Below are 20874 nucleotides of genomic sequence, written 5' to 3'. Positions count from 1 at the left end.
CAGCGCGCCGGCGCGGTCAGGTGTACCGCACGGTCGCGTCGGGCACGGCCCGGGCCCGGGCCACGGCGGCCGCCTCCGCCTCCAGCGCCTTGCGGGCCGACGCGCTCAACCCGCCGAACGGGGTGACCGTCAGCTCGACCCGCTTGGCTCCCAGTTTGGCCCGCCACACCCCGGCGATCTCACCGTCGAACAGCACGGCACCCGGGTTGCCCAGCACCCGCCACACCTCCCGCTGCTGCTTGCGGTCGGGCACGAGCACGTCGCGGTCGCGCGCCTGGAGCAGGGCGTCCATCGGGGGCAGCAGCCGCACCCCGGGCACGGGGGCGGCCTTGCGCAGGGCGGCCACCCGATCCTCCGGCAACCACACGGTACGGCCGTCCACCCGCACCTGGGCCAGCCCGTCGGGCCACACCGTACGCAGCTCGGCGGTCGCGCTGCCCAGGTATTTCGCCACCGCGGCGGGCGCGGCCGGGCCGAGCAGCCGCAGGTACGCGGTGATGAGCTCGCCGATGCCCTGGTTCGCCTCGGGACGCCCGGGCCAGTCCGGGATCGGCCCGAGCATCGCGTCGCGCCCCCGGGACTCGACCTGCACGCCGCCGGCGAGCCCGGCGTGCTGGAACACCGTCCCGGCGATGTGCCGGGCGCCGCAGGCCCGGCAGTCGTACGTGAGCGAGCGCGGCACCCGCGCGCTGACCTGGGTGCTCACCTCGCCGCGCGGCATCGTCTCCGTGACCACCTCGCGAAAGGCGTCCGCGGTGGCGACGAACGCGGCCAGGCCCAGTTTCATGCCCTCGGGGATCTGGCCGCTGGTGATCCGGGCGGTGGCGTCCGCGTCGCTGACCGGCCACAGCTGGGCGGCGAGTGTCGGCAGGTCGGCGCGCCGGTGCAGGTGCGGGGCGCCGCGCGTGGCCCACACCATGATCAGCCGGTCGTCGTCCAGGGCGGCGGTGGTGCGGGCGGCCAGCGCCACCCGCGCGGAGTCCGGCGTGTACTCCTGCACTCCCAGGTCGAGCACGGCGAGGTCGGCGGGACGTTTGCGGCCGCGCGTGCCCAGTCCGAGCGCGGCGACCCGGTACGCCATCGCCTGACCGCGGTCGACGTCGAGCATGGCGGCCTCCAGCGCAGGTGCCGGTCGCGCCGCCGGGCCCACAGGGGCGACGGTCGCGGAGGGTCAGGTGCGCCGACCGTAGCGCCGGGCGGCGACGTTGCGCAGCCGTTCCAGCCGACCGGGTCCGCGCGCCACGACGAGTTCCCACGTGTCGAGGCTGCTCGGGCCGTACGGGCCCTCCTGCAGGATCGGCGCTTCGCCGGTGAGCTGGTATCCGCACCGGCGGGCCACCGCGGTGCTGGCGGTGTTGCCGGGGTCGATGCGCAGCAGCAGGCGGCGCAGCCGCAGCGTGTCGTGCGCGTACCCGGACAGCACTGACAGCGCCCGCGTGGCGAGCCCGCGGCCGCGGTGCCCGGCGCCCACGAGGTAGCCCAGTTCGGCCTCACGCAGCCCGGCGTCCACGCCGAAGAGCAGCACCTCGCCCAGGGGCGGGCCATCGTCCACGGTGATCGCCAGCTGGATCCGCTGCCCGTTGATCCGGCCCTGGTGGGCCCGTTTGAGGTAGGCCACGCCCGCCTCGGTGTCGAACGGCGACGGCATCGGCGTCCACCGTGCGACGTCCGCCTCGTCGAGCAGGGCGACGAGATCGTCCAGGTCCTCGGACCGCCACTCGCGCAGCGTGATGCCGTCGCCGGTCAGGGTGATCGGATAGGGCAGGCGGCCGAGCGTGGTCATGGCCCGATCCTGCCCGTAAAGACCTGGTTCCGGCCAGTAGCGGCGGCCCGGATCGGCGTGAATGAGCGCTCACGTTGTTCACTCGCCCGGCCTGATCCACCCGGCCGGGTCAACCGGTGGGCGTGTCGAACCCGGAGCGGGTCATCCGGCCCCAGCTCGCCTCTTTGCGCCGCCACGCCTGCCAGGCACCACGGATCTGGAAGTAGGCCAGGATCTGGCGGTACCCCACGCTCTCGAGGAATGCGGCGGCCAGACCGCGGGAGATGTCGGCCCAGCGGGGATACCGGTGGAACGACACCTCCTCCAGCAGCAGCGCCGCCATGCTGACCAGGATGCCGTAGCCGTATGCGGCCAGCGCGAAGCGCCACGCGAATTCCAGGTTCACCACGCCCAGCAGCAGGCCGAGCGGCACCAGCACCAGGGCCAGCGCCTCGACGAACGGGGCCAGCAGCTCGAAGACCACGTAGTACGGCAGGGCGACGAGACCGACCCGCCCGTACCGGGGGTTGCCGATCATGGCGCGGTGGTCCCGAAGGACCTCGGCGAGGCCGCGATGCCATCGGCGCCGCTGCCGGCCGAGGACCCGCATGGTGGACGGCGCCTCGCTCCAGCAGACCGGCTCGGGAACGAACACCAGCCGGTAGTCCGCGCGGGCGGCGCGCTGCATCCGGTGCATCCGGACCACCACCTCGGCGTCCTCGCCGACCGTGTCCAGCGCCATCCCGCCCGCCCGGATGATCATGTCGCGCCGGAACACCCCGAACGCGCCCGAGATCACCACGAGGCCACCGATGCGGGACCAGCCGGTGCGGCCGGTCAGGAACGCGCGCAGATACTCGACGACCTGGATGCGGACCAGCCAGCGGCGCGGCATGCGTACCTGCACGACCCGGCCGCCGACCACCTTGCAGTCGTTGGCGATGCGGACCACGCCGCCGGCGCCGATGACCCGCAGCGGGTCGTCGGCGAACGGCTTGACCGCCGACAGCAACGCGTCGTGGTCGAGCACCGAGTCGGCGTCGATCATGCAGACGAGGTCGTTGCGGGCGAGGTTGATGCCCACGTTCAGGGAGTCGGCCTTGCCGCCGTTGGCCTTGCGCGCCACCACGAGCGTGTCGGGTTCGGTCCGCGAGACGTGCACGGAGCCCACCGCGCCCCGGTGCGGCACGTCCCCGGCCACCACGTACGGCAGCTCGACCAGGTCGAACTGTTCGCGCAGCCGTTCGAACGTGTCGTCGGTCGATCCGTCGTCGACCACCACCACCTCGAAGCGCGGATAGCGCAGCGCCAGCAGCGCCTGGATCGCGGGCACGATGACCGGGCCCTCGTTGTGCGCGGGAACGAGCAGCGACACCGAGGGGGACAGCGGGTTGCGGAACAGGTCGTCCGTCCCGGCGACCGGCGCCCGGCGCAGCGACTTCGCGAAGTCCAGCGTGGCCAGCCCGATCAGGATCAGGTAGCTGCTGTTGATCAGCACGAAGTACGTGAAGATCAGATTGTCGAAGATGAGGACCGCATACCGCAGCCACTCGCTGTCCACACCGGCCGGCACCCGAGTCCGCCGTTCACCGGCGGGTGAGGCCGGACCGGACCGGACCGGTGGGCGGCGCGGGCGCCGGCGGGGCGGTCAACGCCGCCAGCGCCAGCGCCTGGCGGGCATGCGCGACGGCCACCGAGGGCGGCGTCTCCCCGAGCCCGACGACGGAGTCGGTCGCGTGCAGGACACCGCTGACGTCCTCCACCGGTCCCTCGGTCCCGGGGGTCTCGGCGATCGCGGTGAGGTGGGCGAGGCCGGCCGGGCCGATCCGGCGCAGCGCCTGTGCGGCCTCGTGGGCGACCGGGTACGCCGGGTCGGCCAGCAGCAGCGCCAGTTCCTTGCCGGCGGCGGCGGCGCCGATGTCACCGAGCGCCCGGGCGGCCGCGGCCCGCAGGGTGTCGGGGTTCCCGGGTCGGGTGGCCGCCAGCAGCGGCGCCACCGCGGACCGGCCACCCAGCCGGCCGAGCGCGCGGACCGCGGCCAGCCGCACCTCGGCGTCCGCCTCGTCGTGCAGGAGGTCGTTGATCGCCGAGACGGAGCCGGTGGCGCCGATCAGGCCGAGCGCGTCCAGCGCGGTCGCCCGGACCAGCGGCTCCGGCTGGCTCAGCGCGGCCTCCAGGGTCGGCACCGTGCCCGCGCCGATCCGGGCGAGGGCGTGCGCGACGAGGTGGGCGGGCACCGGCCGGGTCAGGGCGGCCAGCAGCGGACCGGCCGCGGCGGGTTCACCGATGCCACCGAGGGCACGGACGGCGACGACCCGTACGTCGGGTTGCCGGTCGTCGAGCAGGGCGCAGATCTGCGGGAGGGCGTGCAGGCGGCGCAGGTGGCCGAGGGTTTCCGCGGCACGGGCGCGGCGTACCGGGTCGGAGCTTGTCAGCTGGGTCAGGGCGCGGTCGCCGACGCCGCGTCGTTCGAAGACCTCGGTGAGGGCCCGGTGCGCGTCTCCGCGTACCTTCCCGAGCATGTCGACCGCGACCGGTTCGACGGCCTGCCAGGCGCGCGGCGAGATCGCCAGCAGCTCGTCGGCGCCGCTCTCGCCGCTGTCGGCGACGAACGCCAGCAGGGCCTTGCGCGGCGCTGCGGCCAGCCGATCCTGGCGGCGCTGCCGCAGCGTGCGGACGACCCGGACCAGCGCGGCGGCGCCGCCGAGGATGACGATGGCGCCGGCCAGCACGAGGATGGCGATGGTCACGGCGGTCTGCATTATGGGCGATGATATCCGTGTTTGACACTATTCATCCGGGGATCGGGATTCCTCCGTCGCCGCCGTCTCCCGGGGCAGACGTACGGTGAACGTGGTCCCCTGCCCCTCCCGGGTGGCCACCGTGATCGTGCCGCCGTGCCGGTCGACGATGGCGGCGACGATCGGCAGCCCCAGGCCGGTCCCGGCGATCTCGCGCCGGGTGGCGTTGCTGGCCCGAAAGAACCGGGTGAACAGGTGCGGCACCTCGTCGTCGGGGATCCCGATGCCGGTGTCGCGCACGGTGATCAGGATGTCGGTGCCCTCCGCGCGGGCGGCGACCGTGACCGTCCCGCCGTCCGGGCTGAACTTCACGGCGTTGGAGAGCAGGTTCATCAGTACCCGGTCCAACTGCTCCGGGTCGCCGCGGACCGGCAGCGGGCCCTCGGCCGCACACACCAGCGTCACGCCCGCCTTCGTGGCCGCCGGATCGAACGCCAGGCAGGTCGCGGCCATCAGGGCAGCGACGTCGACCGACTCGGTGTTGAGCGTGGAGGCATCCGATTCGATCCGCGACACGATGAGCAGGTCCTCGATCAACGACCGGAGCCGTTCGGCGTTGCGCTCGATCACCCGCAGCATCCGCTGCTGCGCCGCGTTGAGCGGACCGGCGTCCTGGTCGAGCAGCACCTCCATGTAGCCGGTGACGCTGGTCAGCGGAGTGCGCAGCTCATGCGAGACAGTGGACAGGAACTCCGTCTTCGCCGCGTCCACCTCCTTCAGCCGGGCGACCAGCCGACGCTCCTGTTCGAACAGGCGCGCCTGGGTCAGTGCCCGTCCCAGGGCGCCCGCCACCATCGTCACGCACTGCACGTCGAACGGCGTGAACGCGGGCTTGCCCGCGCGCCGCACCACCGTGACATGGCCCGTCGCGTCGGCCCCCTCACCGGATGCCAGCGTGATGACCGGACCGGCACCGGCGGCGAGCAGCGCGGCCCGCTCCGCCTCCGGCAGGGTCTCACCTTCGTCCGGGACGGCGGCCGCCACGAAGACGCCGTCGCCCGGCAGCGCCCAGTCCACCGGAGTGCGGGCCAACGCGGTCGGATCACCTTCGGCGTCCGGCGCGCTCCAGACCTCGGCGACGGCGTCGTCGCCCTCGGGCGCCCCCACGATCACCACGTGGTCGGCGTCGAGCAGGTCGCCCAGCCCCCGCGCGGCCGTGGTCAGCGAGGCCGCCCGGGACATGGGCTCCCGGATCGCCACGTTCAGCCCTCGGCACTGCTCCAGCATCCGGCGTTCCTGGAACTCCTGGTTGGCTGCGTTGTTGACCGCGGCCGCGACGGCCATGATCTCCACCGGCGCCCCGGTGATGGAGACCCGCGCGTCGCTGTGGCCGCGGCTCAGTTCCTCCACCAGTGTCGCGACCTGCCCGAGCGGGCTGGTGATGCGGCGGGTCACCATGGACCCGACCAGAGCGACCACCGCCATGCCCAGCAGAGTCAGTGCGGTCAGGCCGATCAGCGCCGCCACGTTGAGCTGGTTGATGGTCCGGAACAACCGGCCGGCCCGATCCGTCAGGCGGCGGTCGAGCGCCTGGGCGGCCGCAACCGCCTGCGCGTACCGGACCTGCGTCGCGGCCACCTCGCCACCCGTGGGCCGCCTGCCCGGCGGCGCAGCCATCTGCGGATCCGCCAGGGCCCACCAGTTCTGGCCGTGCTCGCGCAGATCATCGACGTGCGCCTGGTCCTGGGCACCGGCGACCCGGACCAGCCGGGCCAGCGCGCCGTCGTAGGCGGTCCGCGCAGCCTGGTAATCGAATCGGTACGCCACCTCGCCGGTGAGCTGATACCCGTACAGGGCCAGCGCGGCTCGGGCCAGCGTCAGGCGCACCTCCTGGTTGGCGGTGCGCGTCCGCGCCCCTTCCGCGAGCCCCTGGTTCGTCGAGCGGTACGCCGGCCCCGCCGCGATCACCCCGACGGTGCCGCCGATCACGATCACCGCGACCAGCGCGGCGAACGCCCTCTTCAGCAGCCCGGCCACGGTGACCGGCCGCTGATGGTGCCGGCGCAGCGCCGGCACCATCACGTCTGTGCCCTGCTCAGCATCGTCTGGACGCGGGACACCAGCTCGCGCGGGCTGAACGGCTTCGTGACGTAGTCGTCCGCACCGGCCGCGAAGCCGTGCTCGACGTCCTGCTCCTGCGCCCGCGCGGTGAGCATGAGCACCATCGTGTCGGCGATCTCCGGATCGGCCCGGATCATGCGGCACACGTCGATGCCCGACAACCCCGGCATGGAGATGTCGAGGATCGCCAGCGTGGGATGTCGCTCGCGGACCGCCGCCAGGGCCTGCGACCCGTCCTCGGCGATGATCGCTTCCACGCCGAGCTGCTCGAGCTTGAAGGTGACGAGATCGCGAATGTCAGCGTCGTCGTCCGCCACCAGCACCAGAGTCATCGCACTCACCGAACCTCGTCGCCTCGATTGACCCGGGGAGGGTCATGACCGTGGAGGTCGCAGGCCGGGCCGCCCCGCGTACCCGGCCGTCCGAGGTTGGTTCGTATGGAGATCGGACCGGCGAGGCGGCACCTTCGCCAGAATATAAGGCGGCATGACCCGGTTGCGGCGCTTTTGGCGCGGTCATGACCCTTTAGTGAATGCATCGAGGATGCGGGAGTGCTGATCGGCTCCGCTCCGCCTTGCTGAGAGCAAAGGACCTTGCTGAGAGCAAAGAAGACAGTCACGGGATGGCTGTGGCCGTCCCGCATCCGCGAGGCGCGCCCGTGAGCCAGTACGTTACTGGGGCCTGCGGGCACGTGCCCGGGCACACGGAGGATCGACGTGATTGACTGTCAGTTCGCTCAGGCCGTGACCACTATCGACTCCCGGGCGGCGGCCGAATCCCTGGCGCGAAGCGCAGTGGATGCGCGCGTGGCCGCCTGCGCGCAGGTCTCGGGGCCCATCCACAGCACGTACTGGTGGGAGGGCACGGTCGAGAACGCCGAGGAATGGTGCGTCGTCTTCAAGACGACGCGGGAGCGGTACCCGGCGCTGGAACAACACATTCGTGAGCACCACAGCTACGACGTGCCGGAAGTGGTGCTGATGCCGATCCTCGCCGGAAACCCCGGGTACCTGTCGTGGATCAGCGAGGAAACCCGATGAACCGCCCTAACGCGGAAGCGGGCGATGGAATCGGCGGTAGTTGTCGAACGTCGCCACGACCGTGAAGCCGAGTCGCTCCAGCAGCGCGTCACTGCGCTCGTTGCCGTGCGTCACCCCGGCGAAGACATCGGTGGCGTGCAGCTCGGTGCCCGCGTACTCGAGGAGCGCGGCCACCGCGGTCGTGGCCAGGCCGCGACCGGTGGCCGCTTCGCTGAGCCAGTAGCCCAGGCCGTACTTCGGCGGATCGACCGGGACGAGATCCACCCGGCCGACGAGCTCGTCGGTCAGATACACACCGAAACGTACGGGGGCGTCCGCGGGCTCGGCGAAGAGTTCGGCGAACTCCTCGACCCCGGCGGCGACCTCCTCCTGGTAGTCCCCGAGCTTGGTGAGGTGGGCGACGTTGCGCTGAACCAGCTCGTGGTAACGGGCCGCGTCCTCACCGCGCAGCTCCCGCAGCTCAAGACCCGCGACCGCGGTCGGCAGCACTTTGACCATCGGCATGACTAGAGGCTACGAGGCCACCGCGGAACGCATCGCCGCTTTCGGTTTCCGGATTGGTGGCCCAGGCGCGATTCGAACGCGCGACACCCGCTTTAGGAGAGCGGTGCTCTATCCCCTGAGCTACTGGGCCCTCGGGTGAGGGTACCAGCACGCGCTCAGGCGCCCGGTCGAGCACAGCGCCGCACCATGGCACCCCGGACAGGATTCGTCCATTCATCCGCGAAGATCATACGTTCGGACCTGGACTCCTCCATGATCTCTTGCTTTGCTCGGGGGTCCTGCCCGGCTTGAGAAAGGCTCACATGCGCATCCTGACGCCGACGCGTCGCAAGCTGCTGGTCCGCGCGACGTTCGGGGTGGCGGCTGTGCTGCTCTCCTCGTTCCTCGTCCGGGCCGACGCGGCGACCACGACGACGAGCTGGAGCACGGTTCAGCCGGGCACCTTCGCGGGGGAAGCCTTCGACGCGTGCACCGCGCCGTCGACCGCGACCATGGCGGCCTGGCGGTCGGCGTCGCCGTACCGCGCGGTGGGCATCTACATCGGCGGGGTCAACCGGGGCTGCACCCAGGCCAACCTGACCGCCGACTGGGTCCGGACCCAGGTCGCGGCCGGGTGGCATCTGCTCCCCTTGTACGTCGGCCCGCAGGCGTCGTGCACCAAGGTGACGAGCAAGAAGAACCTGATCGACAACACCAAGGGCGCGGCGCAGGGCGCGGCGGCCGCGCGGGACGCGGCGGGTCAGGCCGCGGCGCTGGGTCTGGCCGCGCAGAGTGTCGTGATCTACGACATGGAGGCGTACGCGACCGACGACGCAAACTGCCGTCGCGGTGTCCTCGCGTTCATGAGCGCGTGGACCGCCACGCTGCACGATCTCGGGTACCTGTCCGGCTTCTACAGCAGCATGGGCTCGGGCGGCGCGGACCAGGTGGCCAACTACGCCGCCCCCGGCTACGTCCGCCCGGACTACATCGACTTCGCCCGCTGGGACAAGATCTCGACCACCAGCGACCCGGGGATCCCCGCGGGGTACTGGGCGCCGCACCGGCGGATGAAGCAGTACCGCGGCGGGCACACCGAGACCTGGGGCGGGGTCACGATCAACATCGACAACAACCTCGTCGACTTCGCGCCGCTGCCGTCCGCCAGGTTCGCCGACTTCAATCGCAACGGCTGGTCGGACGTGCTGGCACGGACCACCAGCTCGGGCAACCTCTTCGCCTACCCCGGCAACGGCACGTACGTCGACGTCAACGGCCGCCGCAAGGTCAGCGGTGGGTGGGCGAAGTTCAACGCGATCGTGCGCGTCGGCGACCTCAACCGCGACGGGTTCGAGGATCTGGTGGCCCGCAAGGGCTCCAACGGCCACCTGTACCTCTACCCCACCACGAAGACCGGACGCCTGGGCAAGGCGAAGCTGATCTCGAAGAGCTTCGCCAAGATGCGCGAGATCACCGCGATCGGTGACCTGAACCGGGACGGCTACCCCGACCTGGTCGCCGCGCAGACCAGCAACCACAAGCTGTACCTGTACCCCGGCAAGAAGGGCGCAAAGTTCGGCACCCGCAAGGTGATCGGCTCAGGCGGCTGGCACACCATGTCGGAGTTGGCCGGGGTCGGCGACTTCAACCGGGACGGCTACCCCGACCTCGTCACCAGGGTCACTTCGACCGGCGAGCTGTTCCTGTACCGGGGTGTCAAGGGCGGCGGGATCGCCCGGCAGGCCAGCCTCGGCAAGGGTTTCCGCGCCTACCGGGACCTGATCGGCGTGGGTGACTTCAACCGCGACGGGTTCACCGACCTGGCCGCGGTGCAGAAGTCCAACGGCGCTCTGGTCCTGTTCGCCGGCACCGGCAAGGGGCTGAGCCCGGCGGTGCGGCTGGCCTCCGGCTTCAGCCACCGGTCGCCGTTGCTCTGATCCGTCGCGGATCGGGTCAGCGCCTCCCCGGGCGGGGAGGCGCTGCCGATCAGGCGTCGACGGTGCGGCCGATCCCCGGCACCGGGTTCACGGCTGCGGCGGGCGCGCCCACGAACGGGCGCGCCAGCAGACCGCCCACGCTGCGGGGATGCAGCACAGCCACCACGAGAACCGCCACCGCGCCCAGGCCGACGATCGGGCCGAGCAGGGTGAGAAGCACGGCGGCGGCGATCGCCGTGCCGAGGCCGAGACCGAAGACCGCCAGCAGCACGAGCCCGGTGAGCCGGATCCGGCCCGGCCCGGCGCCGTCATCGGTACGCAGGCCACGCGCCCACCAGCTCGTCTGCATCCACAGCAGCAGCGGCACCAGCACCACCCCCATGGCGTACAGCGTCAGGGCCACGTCGCTGCCGAGGAACGCGATCGGGTCGAACCGGCCGGAACGCCAGTCCTCCGTCGTGGCGGCGAAGAACCTCCGGTACCCGCTGCCGTCCCAGCCGTACGCGAGAATGAAGAACATCGCCAGATACCCCAGCGGCATCTGCACCCACGACAGGTAGTGGTGGCCACGCCGCCACAACGCCTGGGCGACGACGTAGCCGAGCACTCCCTGGGTGATGTTGGTGATCGCGAATACCGCCACCAGCCAGCCGGGCAGGTCGGTGTGGGTGTCCGCCGCGTGCATCGTCTCCCAGCCGGGGAAGCTCCACAGCAGCCAGATCCCGCTCGGCGCGAACACACAACCGAGGAACAGCACGGTCGCCGTGAACCGCCGGTCGGCCAGCAGCTCGCGGGCGGGTTCGCGCAGGGACTCGCGCGCGGCGGCGGCACCGCAGCCGGCACCGATCGCGTACGACCAGAAGACGTCGACCTGGACCATGACGCTCTCCTTGCAGGGGGTGGGGGCTTTCCGGGGGGCTTTCAGGCAGTGGGGGCGGCGAGGCCGTCGAACATCAGGGTCACGACGGCGCGGATCCACGCGTCGCGCAACGCCAGCGCGCCGGGGTCGCGGGCCACCTGGGCGGCGCCTTCGAAGACCATGCCGTTGACCACGCGGGCGGTGACCTCGACGTCGAGGTCGGCGCGCAGGAAGCCGCGATCAACCCCGTTCCTCAGGTACGCGGCGGTGAAGTCGGCGAACCGGCCGAGCGCCTCGGAGTGCCGCCCGCGCAGGTCGTCGTCGACGGTGGCGAGGTCGAAGAAGACCAGCCGGCCCAGGGCGGGGTCGGCGGCGAACAGCTCGTACAGGCGGTGGCCGATGCGCCACACCTGGGCGCGGTACTCGTCGAGGGTTTCGGTGGCGTCGGGCAGTTCCGCGGCGACCACCTCGCCGATGCGGGCCAGCGCCCGGTCGAGGACGGCCGAGGCGACGTCGCGCTTGTTGCCGAAGTACCGGTACACCGTGCCGTGCCCGATGCCCAGCTCGCCGGCGAGGTCGGCGATGCTCGCCGCGGTGTAGCCCTTGCGGGCGAAGACGGTGTGCGCAGCGTCGAGGATCGCGTCGCGGCGGCCGGGTTCAGCGGTGCGTGCCATTAATGAATGACACATCATTCCGGAATCGGCGTCAATACCCGTCGATGAAACTCCGCGATCACGATCAGCGCAGGCTGCGGCAGTACAGGGCGTCCGGCGTCCGGGACGAACCGAACCGGCCCGTGTACGCGATGCCCGCCACGTACTCCTGGCTGCCGCACTGGCCCTTGTACCGGCCGTACGCGAAGTCGCCGCCCGTACCGTCCGCGGGCCGGTTGTCGCCACGGTCGAACCACACCGTGCGCCCCGCCGCGCCCAGCGCGACGCCCGACGCCGCGCACAACGCGCTCGACATGGCGGCACCCCGGACGGCATAGCCGATGACGAAGGACCCGGCCGGGCACTGCAGCTTCGTGTAGCCCGACGCCCAGTCGCCGCCCGGCGGGACGTACCGCTCGTCGGTCACGACGGTGTACGCGCCCGACGGCGCCCACAGATCGGCGGCCGTGACATCGGTGCACAATCCGCGGTTGCCGGTGTGCGCCAGCCCGATGAGACGCTGCCCGTCCGGGCAGGCCGCCTTGCGGGCGCCCGGATCCCAGTCCGGGCGGACGCGCATCCGCAGCGACTGGATGAAGTCACCGTGGTCGGGGCTCAGCATCGACCAGCGCGGCACCGGATCGACCCGGCCCGTGCGGCCCGCGAAGCCGACCAGGCGGGCCCAGCCGTCCACCCGCCAGTCGCCCCCGCTGAACACATCCGCCCGGCGGCCCGAGCGGTCCCAGAACAACAGCCCCCAGCCGTTGTTGCCGCGGTTCTCCAGCCATCCCACCAGCGGCCAGTACGCGAAATCCGCGTCCATCCGAATGAGATAGTCGACGAAGTCGGCGAACCAGTCCCGCGTGATCTGGGCGGTCGACGGGTTGCCGTCCGCGCCGAACTCGCTGATCCACACCGGCGCCGTGAAATGCTGCCCGGTCTCCGCCGCCACGGAGAACGCCTGCTGGTACAGCACGTCGTAGAGCTGGTCGCGGCTCAGGTCGCGGTAGCGCGGGTCGCTGGTCTCACCGATGCCGGTCGCCCCGGTGTGATTCGGCCCGGTGTAGTCGTAGAAATGGGCCGAGTAGACCAGCTTGCCGGAGACCACCAGGGTGTGCGACAACGACCGCACGGGCGTCAGAGTGGGGCGCCCGTGCGGGAAACCGTCGACCGGAATGCCGGTCCAGTTGATGCCCTCGACGATGATCAGCAGATCGGGATTGGCCTCCCGCAGGATCCGGTCACCGACCCGCTGCGACGCGGCGAACCAGTCATGGTCGTCGCCCAGTCCCCAGTTCGGGTCGTCCCACACGGAACGGCGTACCTCGTTGTAGAGGTCCGCGCCGACCACTCGTCCGTTGTCGCGATACCGGCGGGCCATGAAGAGCCAGTCGTCCTCCCACGCCGACGTCGCCTGGCTCGCGTTCCACCGCTCGTTGCCATCGACGCCGCAGCACCAGCGGGTGGTGTTCGTGTGATTGTTCAGAATCACCGCGATGCCCGCGCCGGTCAGCGCCGCGACCACCCCGTCGTAGACCCGCAGCGGAGTCAGTCCGCGCCATTGCGGATTGGCCGCCACCGCCACGTCGGTCACCGGTTGCTGGTCGTGCACCATCTCGTTGGAGAACGGAAGCCGGACGCTGTTGACGCCGACCTGCTGGAAACCGGCGACGATCTGATCGATCGGCGCCCGGTCCAGACCCAGCGGGATGCGTCCCGAATTCTCCCCCGCGTGGTGGTTGGCGTTGTCGTTCACATCGCCCGAGCCGGTCCAGGTGCCACTGGCGCCGTGCCAGTTGCCCGACCGCAACTTGAACCGCTGGCCGGTGGCATCCACGATGTACCGCCCCCGCGTGCTCAGCGGCGGCGTCCATGCCTGTGCGGCACGGATGACGGGGGCGGCCGTCGGCGGCCCGTCATCCGGACCGGCTACCGAGGCCGGCGCCCAGGGCGCCAGGGCGGCGACAATCGCGGGAATCACCAATGACCGGACAGTCCACTGACCCATGGCCAACATCCTCGCGACAGAGAAATCGACGGGGATGCATGTCTATCACGCCGTGCCCGGATGGCGAAGAGATTCACTCACAGGCAGGTGAGTTAACCTCACCTCTGCACAAGCGGGTACATTGGCGACCCTCACCATACGTCGGTACGGTCGGCGTCATCGCCTGTCGGGGGAAGGCGCTCAGCGCGCGGGCTCAATACCCATTCCCTGAAGGACTGTCATGGACAAGTACACCATCACCATCACTCCTCATCACGACGACGGCGTCACCACGACCCTCGTGGTCGGCGCGGCGGATGGCCACGTCCGCATCACCGATGTGCACCTGCACGCGGCCGAGGGCCTGACCGGCGAGCGCCAGATGCCCAATGTCGACGTCAACCTGCTCCTGCGGGCGATCAGCGCCCCGGCGCCGCAGCCGGGTCACACCCTCACCGGCGGCGCGACCGGGACGACCGCTTCGGCAATCGGCGCCTCCGCACCGGTCACCGCGGAAGACCCGTCCTTCGCAGCGGATGCGGCAACAGCGACCGATGCCACCGAGCACAGCGCAGCGGCCGACGCCGCCGAGCACAGCGCATCAGCCGACGCCACCGAGCAGGCCGTACCCGCGGCAGCCACCACGGAACCGGCCGCTGCCGAGCCGGCACCGGCGGCCGATCCCGAGGCGCTGGCGGCGGAGTTGGTCACCGCGCCGGTGTCCGCCGAGGAGCTCACGACGCCGATCGGCACCACGGATTCGGCGGCACCGGCCGACGACGCCGCGGTGCCGCAGGCCGACGCCACGGCCGAGCCGACCAGGACCCGGCGCGGCGCCACCCGGACGGCGGCGGGCACGACCACCCGCCGAGGCCCGGCGAAGAAGGCGGCCCGCAAGGCGGCCCCGCGCGGTGCGGCCACGAAGGCGGCCGCCACGAGCGCAACGCCGACCGCGAACGGCACCCGGCCGACCACCAAGGCCACCGCGAAGACCACGACGGCGTCGGCCCCACGGCCGACCGCGAAGGCCACGAAGGCTCCCGCGAAGACCGCACGACCCACCACCAAGGCCACCGCGAAGACCGCGCCGCCCACCACCAAGGCCACCAAGGCCACCAGAGCCACCAAGGCCGCCGCGGAAACCGCACGGCCCACCACCAAGGTCACCAAGCCCGCCGTGAAAACCGCCGCCAAGGCCGCACGCCCGGCGGCCAAGAAGGCCGGCACGTCCGCGAAGACCACCTCTCGGGGTACGGCCCGGAACGCACCGGCGAAGCCGAACCCGGTCAGCACCGCTCGCAAGGCGGCCGAGAAGTCCACGAGGCGTGGCGCGACCGTGCAGACGGCGGGACGGGCGTACCGGCGGGTGCCGGAGGATCTGGCCGCCGTGCACCAGCGGCTGGGCAGCACGTCGGCGGTGGCCGCCCACTACGAGGTGCCGAGGCACACCGCCGCCGGATGGGTGCGCCGGCTGCGCTCGGCCGCGTCGAGCGGCGGGCAGGGCTGACCGAACGCGACTGACGGTGGCCGTCCCGCGCGGACGGTCACCGTCGGCAGCACGGCGGCGGTCATGGTCTACCGGACCGCGCCCGGTCACCGTCGGCAGCACCGCGGCCGGTCGATAGGGTGGCGCGAGTTGCCCGCTGACAAGGAATGCGAGCGTCCATGCCTCCGCACCCCCAGACCCACGCGGCCACCGCCGTCCAGCCGGGCGCGGTGATGACCCGCGAAACCCTTCCGGCGGCCCGGCGGAGCATGGTGGACGCCGCCGGTGTCGAAGTGGGCGATGTCGCACCGGCGACCGTGGAGCGTGACGTCGACGCGGGCGGCGTACCGTGCCGCCTCTACCATCCCGGCGGTGCGCTCGCGCCGGTGGTGGTGTATCTGCACGGCGGCGGCTGGGTGATGGGTGGTTTCGAGACCCACCACGGCATCTGCCGCCGACTGGTCGCCCTCTCCGGCTGCGCGGTGCTGGCGGTCGGCTACCGGCTCGCGCCGGAACACCCTCATCCCGCCGCGCTGGAGGATGCCGAGCGCGCCGTCCGTTGGCTGTACGAGCACGGCACCGAAACGCTCGGGGTGAGCACGGAACGCGTCGGGGTGGCCGGTGACTCGGCCGGTGGGCATCTGGCCACGGTCGTCGCCCGCCGGGCCCGCGACCACGGCCGCCCGTACGCCTGTCAGGTGCTGGTGTATCCGGTCATCGATCCGGACATGGACTACCCGGACGCGGGCGACGCCGACCTCGGCGCCGAGGAGATGCGCTTCTACTGGGACGCGTACGTGCCGGGTGACCGGACCGGGCCCGACGTGTCACCGCTGCGGGCGGAGCTGGCCGGTTTGCCACCGACCCTGATCGTCACGGCGGGAAACGATGTGCTGCGCGACGAGGCGGAACGGTACGCGGCCCGGCTCACGGAGGCGGGCGTGCCGACGATCGCGGTGCGCTATCTCGGTGTGGGCCACGGATTCTTCCGCAAGATGGCCATGTTCGACGCCGCGGAGCCCGCACTGCACCAGGTCGCCACGACACTGCGGGCGGCCCTGACCCCGCGGTGACACGCACCCGGTGCGCCACCGCGGGGCGGCGGCGCACCGGACACGGTCGTCAGTACCGGTAGTGCTCGGGCTTGAACGGACCCTCGACGTCCACGCCGAGGTACTCCGCCTGCTTCTTGGTCAGCGTGGTCAGCCGGACGCCGAGCGCGTCCAGGTGCAGCCGGGCGACCTTCTCGTCCAGGTGCTTCGGCAGCACGTAGACCTGCTTGTCGTACTCGCCGGGCTTGGTCCACAGCTCGATCTGCGCGATCACCTGGTTGGTGAACGAGTTCGACATGACGAAGCTCGGGTGGCCCGTGGCGTTGCCGAGGTTCATCAGGCGGCCCTCGGAGAGCACGATGATCGCGTGCCCGTCCGGGAAGCGCCACTCGTGGACCTGCGGCTTGACCTCGACCTTCTCGATGCCGGGCACCTTGGCGAGGCCGGCCATGTCGATCTCGTCGTCGAAGTGGCCGACGTTGCCGACGATGGCGTTGTGCTTCATCGCGGCCATGTGCTCGACCGTGATGATCTCGGTGCCGCCGGTGGTGGTGATGAAGATGTCGGCCTCGCCGACCACGTCTTCGAGGCGGACGACCTGCATGCCGTCCATCGCCGCCTGCAGCGCGCAGATCGGGTCGATCTCGGTGACCACGACGCGGGCACCCTGGCCGCGCAGCGTCTCGGCCGAGCCCTTGCCGACGTCGCCGTAGCCGCAGACCACGGCCAGCTTGCCGCCGAGCATGACGTCGGTGGCCCGGTTGAGGCCGTCGACCAGCGAGTGGCGGATGCCGTACTTGTTGTCGAACTTGCTCTTGGTGACCGAGTCGTTGACGTTGATCGCCGGGAAGAGCAGCTCGCCGGTCTTGGCGAACTTGTAGAGCCGGGCCACGCCGGTGGTGGTCTCCTCGGTGACGCCCTTGATCTCGGCGGCCATCTTGGTGAACCGCTGCGAGTCGGACGCCAGGCTGCGGCGCAGGGTGTCGAGGATGATCGTGTACTCGTGGTTGTCCTCGGCGGTGGTCGCGGGCACCGCACCGGCCGCCTCGAACTCGACGCCCTTGTGCACGAGCAGGGTGGCGTCGCCGCCGTCGTCGAGGATCATGTTCGGGCCGAGGCCGTCGCCGAAGTCGAACAGCTGCTCGGTGCACCACCAGTACTCCTCCAGCGTCTCGCCCTTCCAGGCGAAGACCGGAGTGCCGGAGGGGGCCTCGACCGTGCCCTCGGGGCCGACCACGATCGCCGCGGCGGCCTCGTCCTGGGTCGAGAAGATGTTGCAGGACACCCAGCGCACCTGGGCACCGAGCGCGACCAGCGTCTCGATGAGCACGGCGGTCTGAATGGTCATGTGCAGCGAGCCGGCGATCCGCGCGCCACGCAGCGGCTGCGCGGCCTTGAACTCCTCGCGGATGGACATGAGGCCGGGCATCTCGTGCTCGGCGAGGCGCATCTGGTGCCGGCCGAACGCGGCCAGCGAGAGGTCAGCCACTGCGAACTGGACCCCGTTGATCTCTTGCAGCTTGGCGCTCATTGCGTCCCTTCCATGTGTGCCTGAGCCGGCTGGACCGGCTAACGCTTCCATGTACCGGGAGATGCAGAAAGGGCACCTCCGGTAGGAGGCGCCCTTAGCGATTCGTCAACCGGGGGCCGAGCGTGGCGGACCCGGTCCGCTCCCGCGGCTCCGGTCCGTCGCAGCGCCTCTCGACCCCGGCCTGCGCCCAGCGTGGCGCAGAGTTCTCACTGCGTTGCGAGACTAGACGCGCCCCGGGCCGACTGTCAATCGAACCGCCACGCTCGACGCTTGCGGACCGTGACGATGTGACCACGCTCTCATGAGGCTCGTGGGACGGAACGAAACGGGTGTGAAACGCACGAGCGTCCGCCGCCCGGAATCCTCAAGTCACGCCCGGCGCGGTCGATGAGCGCCGGGGATCAGGGTGTGGTCCGCGAACGGGGATCTGCCCAGGGGAGGCGATGCATGGACGTGTCGGCGGCGCACCGTCCGCGCACCGCGCCGTCCCCCGACGACAGCTCCGCGCGCATCGCGGAGGCCCTGGCTGCGCAGCTGGACGAGCTGGAGACGCACGGCGCGTACGACGTCGACCAGACCATGCCCCGGGTCGTGGCTCTGGAGGAGGCGGCCGCGGCGGCCGGTGCGGAGACGGTGCTGTGGCGCGCCCGCCTGCTGCGCGCCGACCTGCTCGACCGCCGCAGCGTGCTGGCCGACGCGGTGAAGCTGATGTGGCAGGCCGAGGCGTGGGCCGCCGACAACGACTGCCGGCCGCTGCTGGCGCGGGCGCACATGCTGCTGGCCCGCACCCACCTGACGATGGGTGACCTGAGCGCCAACCTCGATCACATGATCCAGGCCGTGGACGCCCTGGACGAGGGCACGAAGCCGGCGCTGCACATCTCGTACCTGGTCAAGCTGGCCGACGCGTACGCCGACACGGGTTCGATGCCCGAGGCCCGGGAACGGTACGAGCAGGCCGAGCGGGCGGCGATCGCCCTGGGCGAGGTCAGCTGCCGCACCATGGCGTTGAACAACTACGCGTACAAGGAATGCACGCTCGGGGACGCCCACCGCGCCCAGGCGGTGCTCGAGCGGCTGCGCGAGGTGAGCGTGGCGTGCGGGTGGGAGCTGGACTCGTCGGAGCTGGACACGTTCGCACACGTGCAGCTGCGGCTGGGCGACTACGACGCGGCCGAGCAGATGGCCCGCCAGGCCCTGGCCCGGTACGCGACGGAGAAGGAAGAGTGCGACGCCGAGGCGGAGATCCTGCAGACCCTGGCCACGGCCCAGCGCTGCCGTGGTGACCTGGCCGCCGCGCAGGCCACCCTCGACCAGAGCCGGAAGCTGTGCGAGACGCACGGTTTCCGCCTGCTGACCGTTCGCGCACTGTACGAGCAGAGCCAGCTTTACGCCGCGGCCCGGGACTTCGAGCGCGCTTACACGACGCTGCACGAGTACCACCTCGCGGAGAAGGAGCTGCACTGCCGGCAGCGGGAGGCGCAGGCGCGCAACCGGCAGGCCGTCTTCGAGGTGAAGGAGGCCCGGCGGCAGGCCGAGACGTTCCGGGAGCAGGCCCGTCACGACCCGCTGACCGGGTTGAAGAACCGGCGTGCGGTCGACGAGCGGCTGCCCGCACTGCTGGCTCAGGCGCGGGCCGACGGCACCGGCGTGGCGGTGGCCCTGCTCGACCTCGACCACTTCAAACGGGTCAACGACCTGCGCTCACACGGGACCGGCGACCGGGTGCTGGTCGCGGTCGCCGAGTTGCTGGAGGGCATGCGCACCGGGCCGTCGGGGTTCGTCGCGCGGCTCGGCGGCGAGGAGTTCCTGATCGCCATGACGGGCACCGACCTGGCGGGCGCCGCGTTCCGGCTGGAAGATCTGCGCCGGACGGTGGCCGACCATCCGTGGGGGCAGATCACCGGCGGGCTGCCGGTGACGGTGAGCGTCGGCGTCACGGCCGCCACCGCGGACTGCACGCCGGCGACCGTGCTGGCGCGCGCCGACGAGGCGCTGTACGCGGCCAAGGACGCGGGCCGCAACCGGGTCTGCATCGACCCGCGCGGTCAGCTGGCCGACCGAGCTTGAGCCACGTTTGATCTTCAGTTGAGTCTGCGCTGAGCAGCGCGTCCGATGGGAACAGCGATCACGGCCACCGTGCGAACCGCACGGATGCCGCCCGCGACAAGCGTCGCGGACCGCGGCGCCGGCGATCCCGAACCACGAAGGGCGCAGACTATGCACAGGAGTTGGACCCAGCGGCTGGCGCTGCTGACCGGTGGAGCGGCGCTGGTCGCTGCGTCCGGTGCGGCGTCGGGCACGGTCGGCGCCACCTCGGCCCTGGCGGCCTCCCCCGCCGTCCAGGCGTGCGCGGCGGACGCGTCCAACCAGGCCCGCCTGGCCCGCGGCAGCAAGGTCCAGGACCCGGAACGGTACGGAAGTGCCGACGCCAAGGTGTACGAGGGCATGAAGAACTCGAAGCGCCTGCCGAACGGAAGCGTCACCGTCCCCACGGTCTTCCACATGATCTCCGACCACGCGTACAGCGCGGCGGAGAAGGCGCGCTGGCAGGGCATGATCATCGCGCAGATGGCGGTGCTGAACAACTCGTACTCGGGTAAGACCGCCAAGAACGCGTCGGACACGCCGTTCCGCTTCAAGCTCACGGGTACGACGTGGACGGTCAACAGCGCCTGGTACAACATCAAGCCGGGCAAGGCGGAGAAGGCCATGAAGACGGCGCTGCACTCCGGCGGCGCCCGCACCCTGAACGTGTACGCGGCCAACATCGCCGACGGCGTGCTCGGCTGGTCGTACTTCCCGAAGAAGGTCACCTCCAACGGCCGCAGCTACATGGACGGCGTGGTGATGATCGGCGAGACGATGCCGGGCGGCACCGCGGGTGACTACTCCGAGGGCGACACCCTGACCCACGAGACCGGGCACTGGCTGGCGCTGGAGCACACCTTCGAGAACGGGTGCAAGAAGAAGGGCGACCACGTCGACGACACACCGTCGGAGGCGGCCGCGCAGTTCAACTGCCCCGAGGGCGCGGACACCTGCACGGCGCCCGGGCTCGACCCCATCCACAACTTCATGGACTACACGCAGGACGCCTGCATGAACATGTTCACCCCGGGTCAGGCCAAGCGGATGAGCGACGCCTGGGTCGCGTTCCGCGCCAACGGCTGACCCCCGGCCCGCACCGGCGCCGCAACTCCGGTGTACGGGCTGACGAAA

The 20874-nt window shown here is 71.3% G+C and carries 17 protein-coding genes and 1 tRNA gene; 6 read left to right on the top strand and 12 right to left on the bottom strand.

Annotated features, from left to right (window positions below):
* Positions 1 to 16: 16 nt before the first annotated feature.
* The 6 genes from ACMCNO_RS05050 to ACMCNO_RS05025 form a co-directional block, all read right to left on the bottom strand.
* Positions 17 to 1108 (bottom strand): DNA glycosylase AlkZ-like family protein, encoded by a 1092-nt coding sequence (locus tag ACMCNO_RS05050; protein ID WP_412748256.1) that lies wholly within the window; start codon positions 1106 to 1108, stop codon positions 17 to 19.
* Between the two features lie 63 nt (positions 1109 to 1171).
* Positions 1172 to 1783, bottom strand: coding sequence for a GNAT family N-acetyltransferase (locus ACMCNO_RS05045; protein WP_412748255.1), 612 nt, complete (start codon positions 1781 to 1783; stop codon positions 1172 to 1174).
* 109 nt (positions 1784 to 1892) lie between these two features.
* The gene (locus ACMCNO_RS05040) at positions 1893 to 3335 is read right to left on the bottom strand and encodes a glycosyltransferase family 2 protein (protein ID WP_412748254.1); all 1443 of its coding nucleotides are present in this window, start codon (positions 3333 to 3335) and stop codon (positions 1893 to 1895) included.
* A 13-nt stretch (positions 3336 to 3348) separates the two neighbouring features.
* Positions 3349 to 4524: a HEAT repeat domain-containing protein gene (locus ACMCNO_RS05035; protein ID WP_412748253.1), complete on the bottom strand. Its 1176-nt coding sequence runs from the start codon at positions 4522 to 4524 to the stop codon at positions 3349 to 3351.
* Between the two features lie 27 nt (positions 4525 to 4551).
* Entirely contained in the window at positions 4552 to 6582 is a 2031-nt protein-coding gene (locus ACMCNO_RS05030; protein ID WP_412753617.1) for an ATP-binding protein, read from the bottom strand.
* Positions 6582 to 6956, bottom strand: coding sequence for a response regulator transcription factor (locus ACMCNO_RS05025; protein ID WP_412753616.1), 375 nt, complete (start codon positions 6954 to 6956; stop codon positions 6582 to 6584). The genes ACMCNO_RS05030 and ACMCNO_RS05025 overlap by 1 nt, the downstream gene beginning before the upstream one ends.
* Positions 6957 to 7367: 411 nt before the next feature.
* Between ACMCNO_RS05025 and cutA the strand changes: the two genes are divergently transcribed.
* Entirely contained in the window at positions 7368 to 7664 is a 297-nt protein-coding gene (gene cutA / locus ACMCNO_RS05020) for a divalent-cation tolerance protein CutA (RefSeq protein WP_412748252.1), read from the top strand.
* A 6-nt stretch (positions 7665 to 7670) separates the two neighbouring features.
* Here the strand turns inward: cutA and ACMCNO_RS05015 are convergent, their stop codons facing one another.
* Complete coding sequence (locus tag ACMCNO_RS05015) at positions 7671 to 8168, bottom strand: GNAT family N-acetyltransferase (protein ID WP_412748251.1); 498 nt, start codon at positions 8166 to 8168, stop codon at positions 7671 to 7673.
* A 54-nt stretch (positions 8169 to 8222) separates the two neighbouring features.
* Positions 8223 to 8298 (bottom strand) — tRNA-Arg (locus ACMCNO_RS05010).
* A gap of 172 nt (positions 8299 to 8470) precedes the next feature.
* Here ACMCNO_RS05010 and ACMCNO_RS05005 point away from each other — a divergent pair.
* On the top strand, positions 8471 to 10084 hold the full coding sequence (locus ACMCNO_RS05005; RefSeq protein ID WP_412748250.1) for a glycoside hydrolase domain-containing protein: 1614 nt from the start codon (positions 8471 to 8473) through the stop codon (positions 10082 to 10084).
* A 49-nt stretch (positions 10085 to 10133) separates the two neighbouring features.
* On the opposite strand, the gene ACMCNO_RS05000 is transcribed toward ACMCNO_RS05005, so the two are convergent.
* From ACMCNO_RS05000 to ACMCNO_RS04990, 3 genes are all read right to left on the bottom strand, one after another.
* Positions 10134 to 10964 (bottom strand): hypothetical protein, encoded by an 831-nt coding sequence (locus tag ACMCNO_RS05000; protein ID WP_412748249.1) that lies wholly within the window; start codon positions 10962 to 10964, stop codon positions 10134 to 10136.
* A gap of 41 nt (positions 10965 to 11005) precedes the next feature.
* A complete protein-coding gene (locus ACMCNO_RS04995; RefSeq protein ID WP_412748248.1) occupies positions 11006 to 11617 on the bottom strand; it encodes a TetR/AcrR family transcriptional regulator in 612 nt (203 codons plus the stop codon).
* A gap of 64 nt (positions 11618 to 11681) precedes the next feature.
* Positions 11682 to 13604: a glycoside hydrolase family 5 protein gene (locus tag ACMCNO_RS04990; RefSeq protein WP_412748247.1), complete on the bottom strand. Its 1923-nt coding sequence runs from the start codon at positions 13602 to 13604 to the stop codon at positions 11682 to 11684.
* A 220-nt stretch (positions 13605 to 13824) separates the two neighbouring features.
* Between ACMCNO_RS04990 and ACMCNO_RS04985 the strand changes: the two genes are divergently transcribed.
* Together ACMCNO_RS04985 and ACMCNO_RS04980 are read left to right on the top strand one after the other, a co-directional pair.
* Positions 13825 to 15090 carry a hypothetical protein gene (locus ACMCNO_RS04985; RefSeq protein WP_412748246.1) on the top strand — a complete coding sequence of 422 codons (1266 nt, stop codon included), beginning with the start codon at positions 13825 to 13827 and terminating at the stop codon, positions 15088 to 15090.
* A gap of 158 nt (positions 15091 to 15248) precedes the next feature.
* Positions 15249 to 16142: an alpha/beta hydrolase gene (locus tag ACMCNO_RS04980; protein ID WP_412748245.1), complete on the top strand. Its 894-nt coding sequence runs from the start codon at positions 15249 to 15251 to the stop codon at positions 16140 to 16142.
* 49 nt (positions 16143 to 16191) lie between these two features.
* Here the strand turns inward: ACMCNO_RS04980 and ahcY are convergent, their stop codons facing one another.
* The gene (gene ahcY, locus ACMCNO_RS04975; RefSeq protein ID WP_412748244.1) at positions 16192 to 17652 is read right to left on the bottom strand and encodes an adenosylhomocysteinase; all 1461 of its coding nucleotides are present in this window, start codon (positions 17650 to 17652) and stop codon (positions 16192 to 16194) included.
* 447 nt (positions 17653 to 18099) lie between these two features.
* Between ahcY and ACMCNO_RS04970 the strand changes: the two genes are divergently transcribed.
* Positions 18100 to 19722 (top strand): diguanylate cyclase, encoded by a 1623-nt coding sequence (locus ACMCNO_RS04970; RefSeq protein WP_412748243.1) that lies wholly within the window; start codon positions 18100 to 18102, stop codon positions 19720 to 19722.
* A gap of 150 nt (positions 19723 to 19872) precedes the next feature.
* On the top strand, positions 19873 to 20826 hold the full coding sequence (locus ACMCNO_RS04965) for a zinc metalloprotease (protein WP_412748242.1): 954 nt from the start codon (positions 19873 to 19875) through the stop codon (positions 20824 to 20826).
* Positions 20827 to 20874 lie beyond the last annotated feature (48 nt).

This window comes from Krasilnikovia sp. M28-CT-15 (genome assembly GCF_047159595.1).
Lineage (GTDB): Bacteria > Actinomycetota > Actinomycetes > Mycobacteriales > Micromonosporaceae > Actinoplanes.
The sequence above is the reverse complement of the archived record's forward strand: the minus strand, read 5'-3'. Positions and strand labels throughout refer to the sequence as shown.

Excerpts from the sequence above, each read along its gene's own strand:
- ACMCNO_RS05050 (WP_412748256.1), bottom strand. The coding sequence starts at position 1,108 with ATGCTCGACGTCGACCGCGGTCAGGCGATGGCGTACCGGGTCGCCGCG.
- ACMCNO_RS05045 (WP_412748255.1), bottom strand. The coding sequence starts at position 1,783 with ATGACCACGCTCGGCCGCCTGCCCTATCCGATCACCCTGACCGGCGAC.
- ACMCNO_RS05035 (WP_412748253.1), bottom strand. The coding sequence starts at position 4,524 with ATGCAGACCGCCGTGACCATCGCCATCCTCGTGCTGGCCGGCGCCATC.
- ACMCNO_RS05030 (WP_412753617.1), bottom strand. The coding sequence starts at position 6,582 with ATGGTGCCGGCGCTGCGCCGGCACCATCAGCGGCCGGTCACCGTGGCC.
- ACMCNO_RS05025 (WP_412753616.1), bottom strand. The coding sequence starts at position 6,956 with ATGACTCTGGTGCTGGTGGCGGACGACGACGCTGACATTCGCGATCTC.
- ACMCNO_RS05015 (WP_412748251.1), bottom strand. The coding sequence starts at position 8,168 with ATGCCGATGGTCAAAGTGCTGCCGACCGCGGTCGCGGGTCTTGAGCTG.
- ACMCNO_RS05005 (WP_412748250.1), top strand. The coding sequence starts at position 8,471 with ATGCGCATCCTGACGCCGACGCGTCGCAAGCTGCTGGTCCGCGCGACG.
- ACMCNO_RS05000 (WP_412748249.1), bottom strand. The coding sequence starts at position 10,964 with ATGGTCCAGGTCGACGTCTTCTGGTCGTACGCGATCGGTGCCGGCTGC.
- ACMCNO_RS04995 (WP_412748248.1), bottom strand. The coding sequence starts at position 11,617 with ATGGCACGCACCGCTGAACCCGGCCGCCGCGACGCGATCCTCGACGCT.
- ACMCNO_RS04990 (WP_412748247.1), bottom strand. The coding sequence starts at position 13,604 with ATGGGTCAGTGGACTGTCCGGTCATTGGTGATTCCCGCGATTGTCGCC.
- ACMCNO_RS04985 (WP_412748246.1), top strand. The coding sequence starts at position 13,825 with ATGGACAAGTACACCATCACCATCACTCCTCATCACGACGACGGCGTC.
- ACMCNO_RS04980 (WP_412748245.1), top strand. The coding sequence starts at position 15,249 with ATGCCTCCGCACCCCCAGACCCACGCGGCCACCGCCGTCCAGCCGGGC.
- ahcY (WP_412748244.1), bottom strand. The coding sequence starts at position 17,652 with ATGAGCGCCAAGCTGCAAGAGATCAACGGGGTCCAGTTCGCAGTGGCT.
- ACMCNO_RS04970 (WP_412748243.1), top strand. The coding sequence starts at position 18,100 with ATGGACGTGTCGGCGGCGCACCGTCCGCGCACCGCGCCGTCCCCCGAC.
- ACMCNO_RS04965 (WP_412748242.1), top strand. The coding sequence starts at position 19,873 with ATGCACAGGAGTTGGACCCAGCGGCTGGCGCTGCTGACCGGTGGAGCG.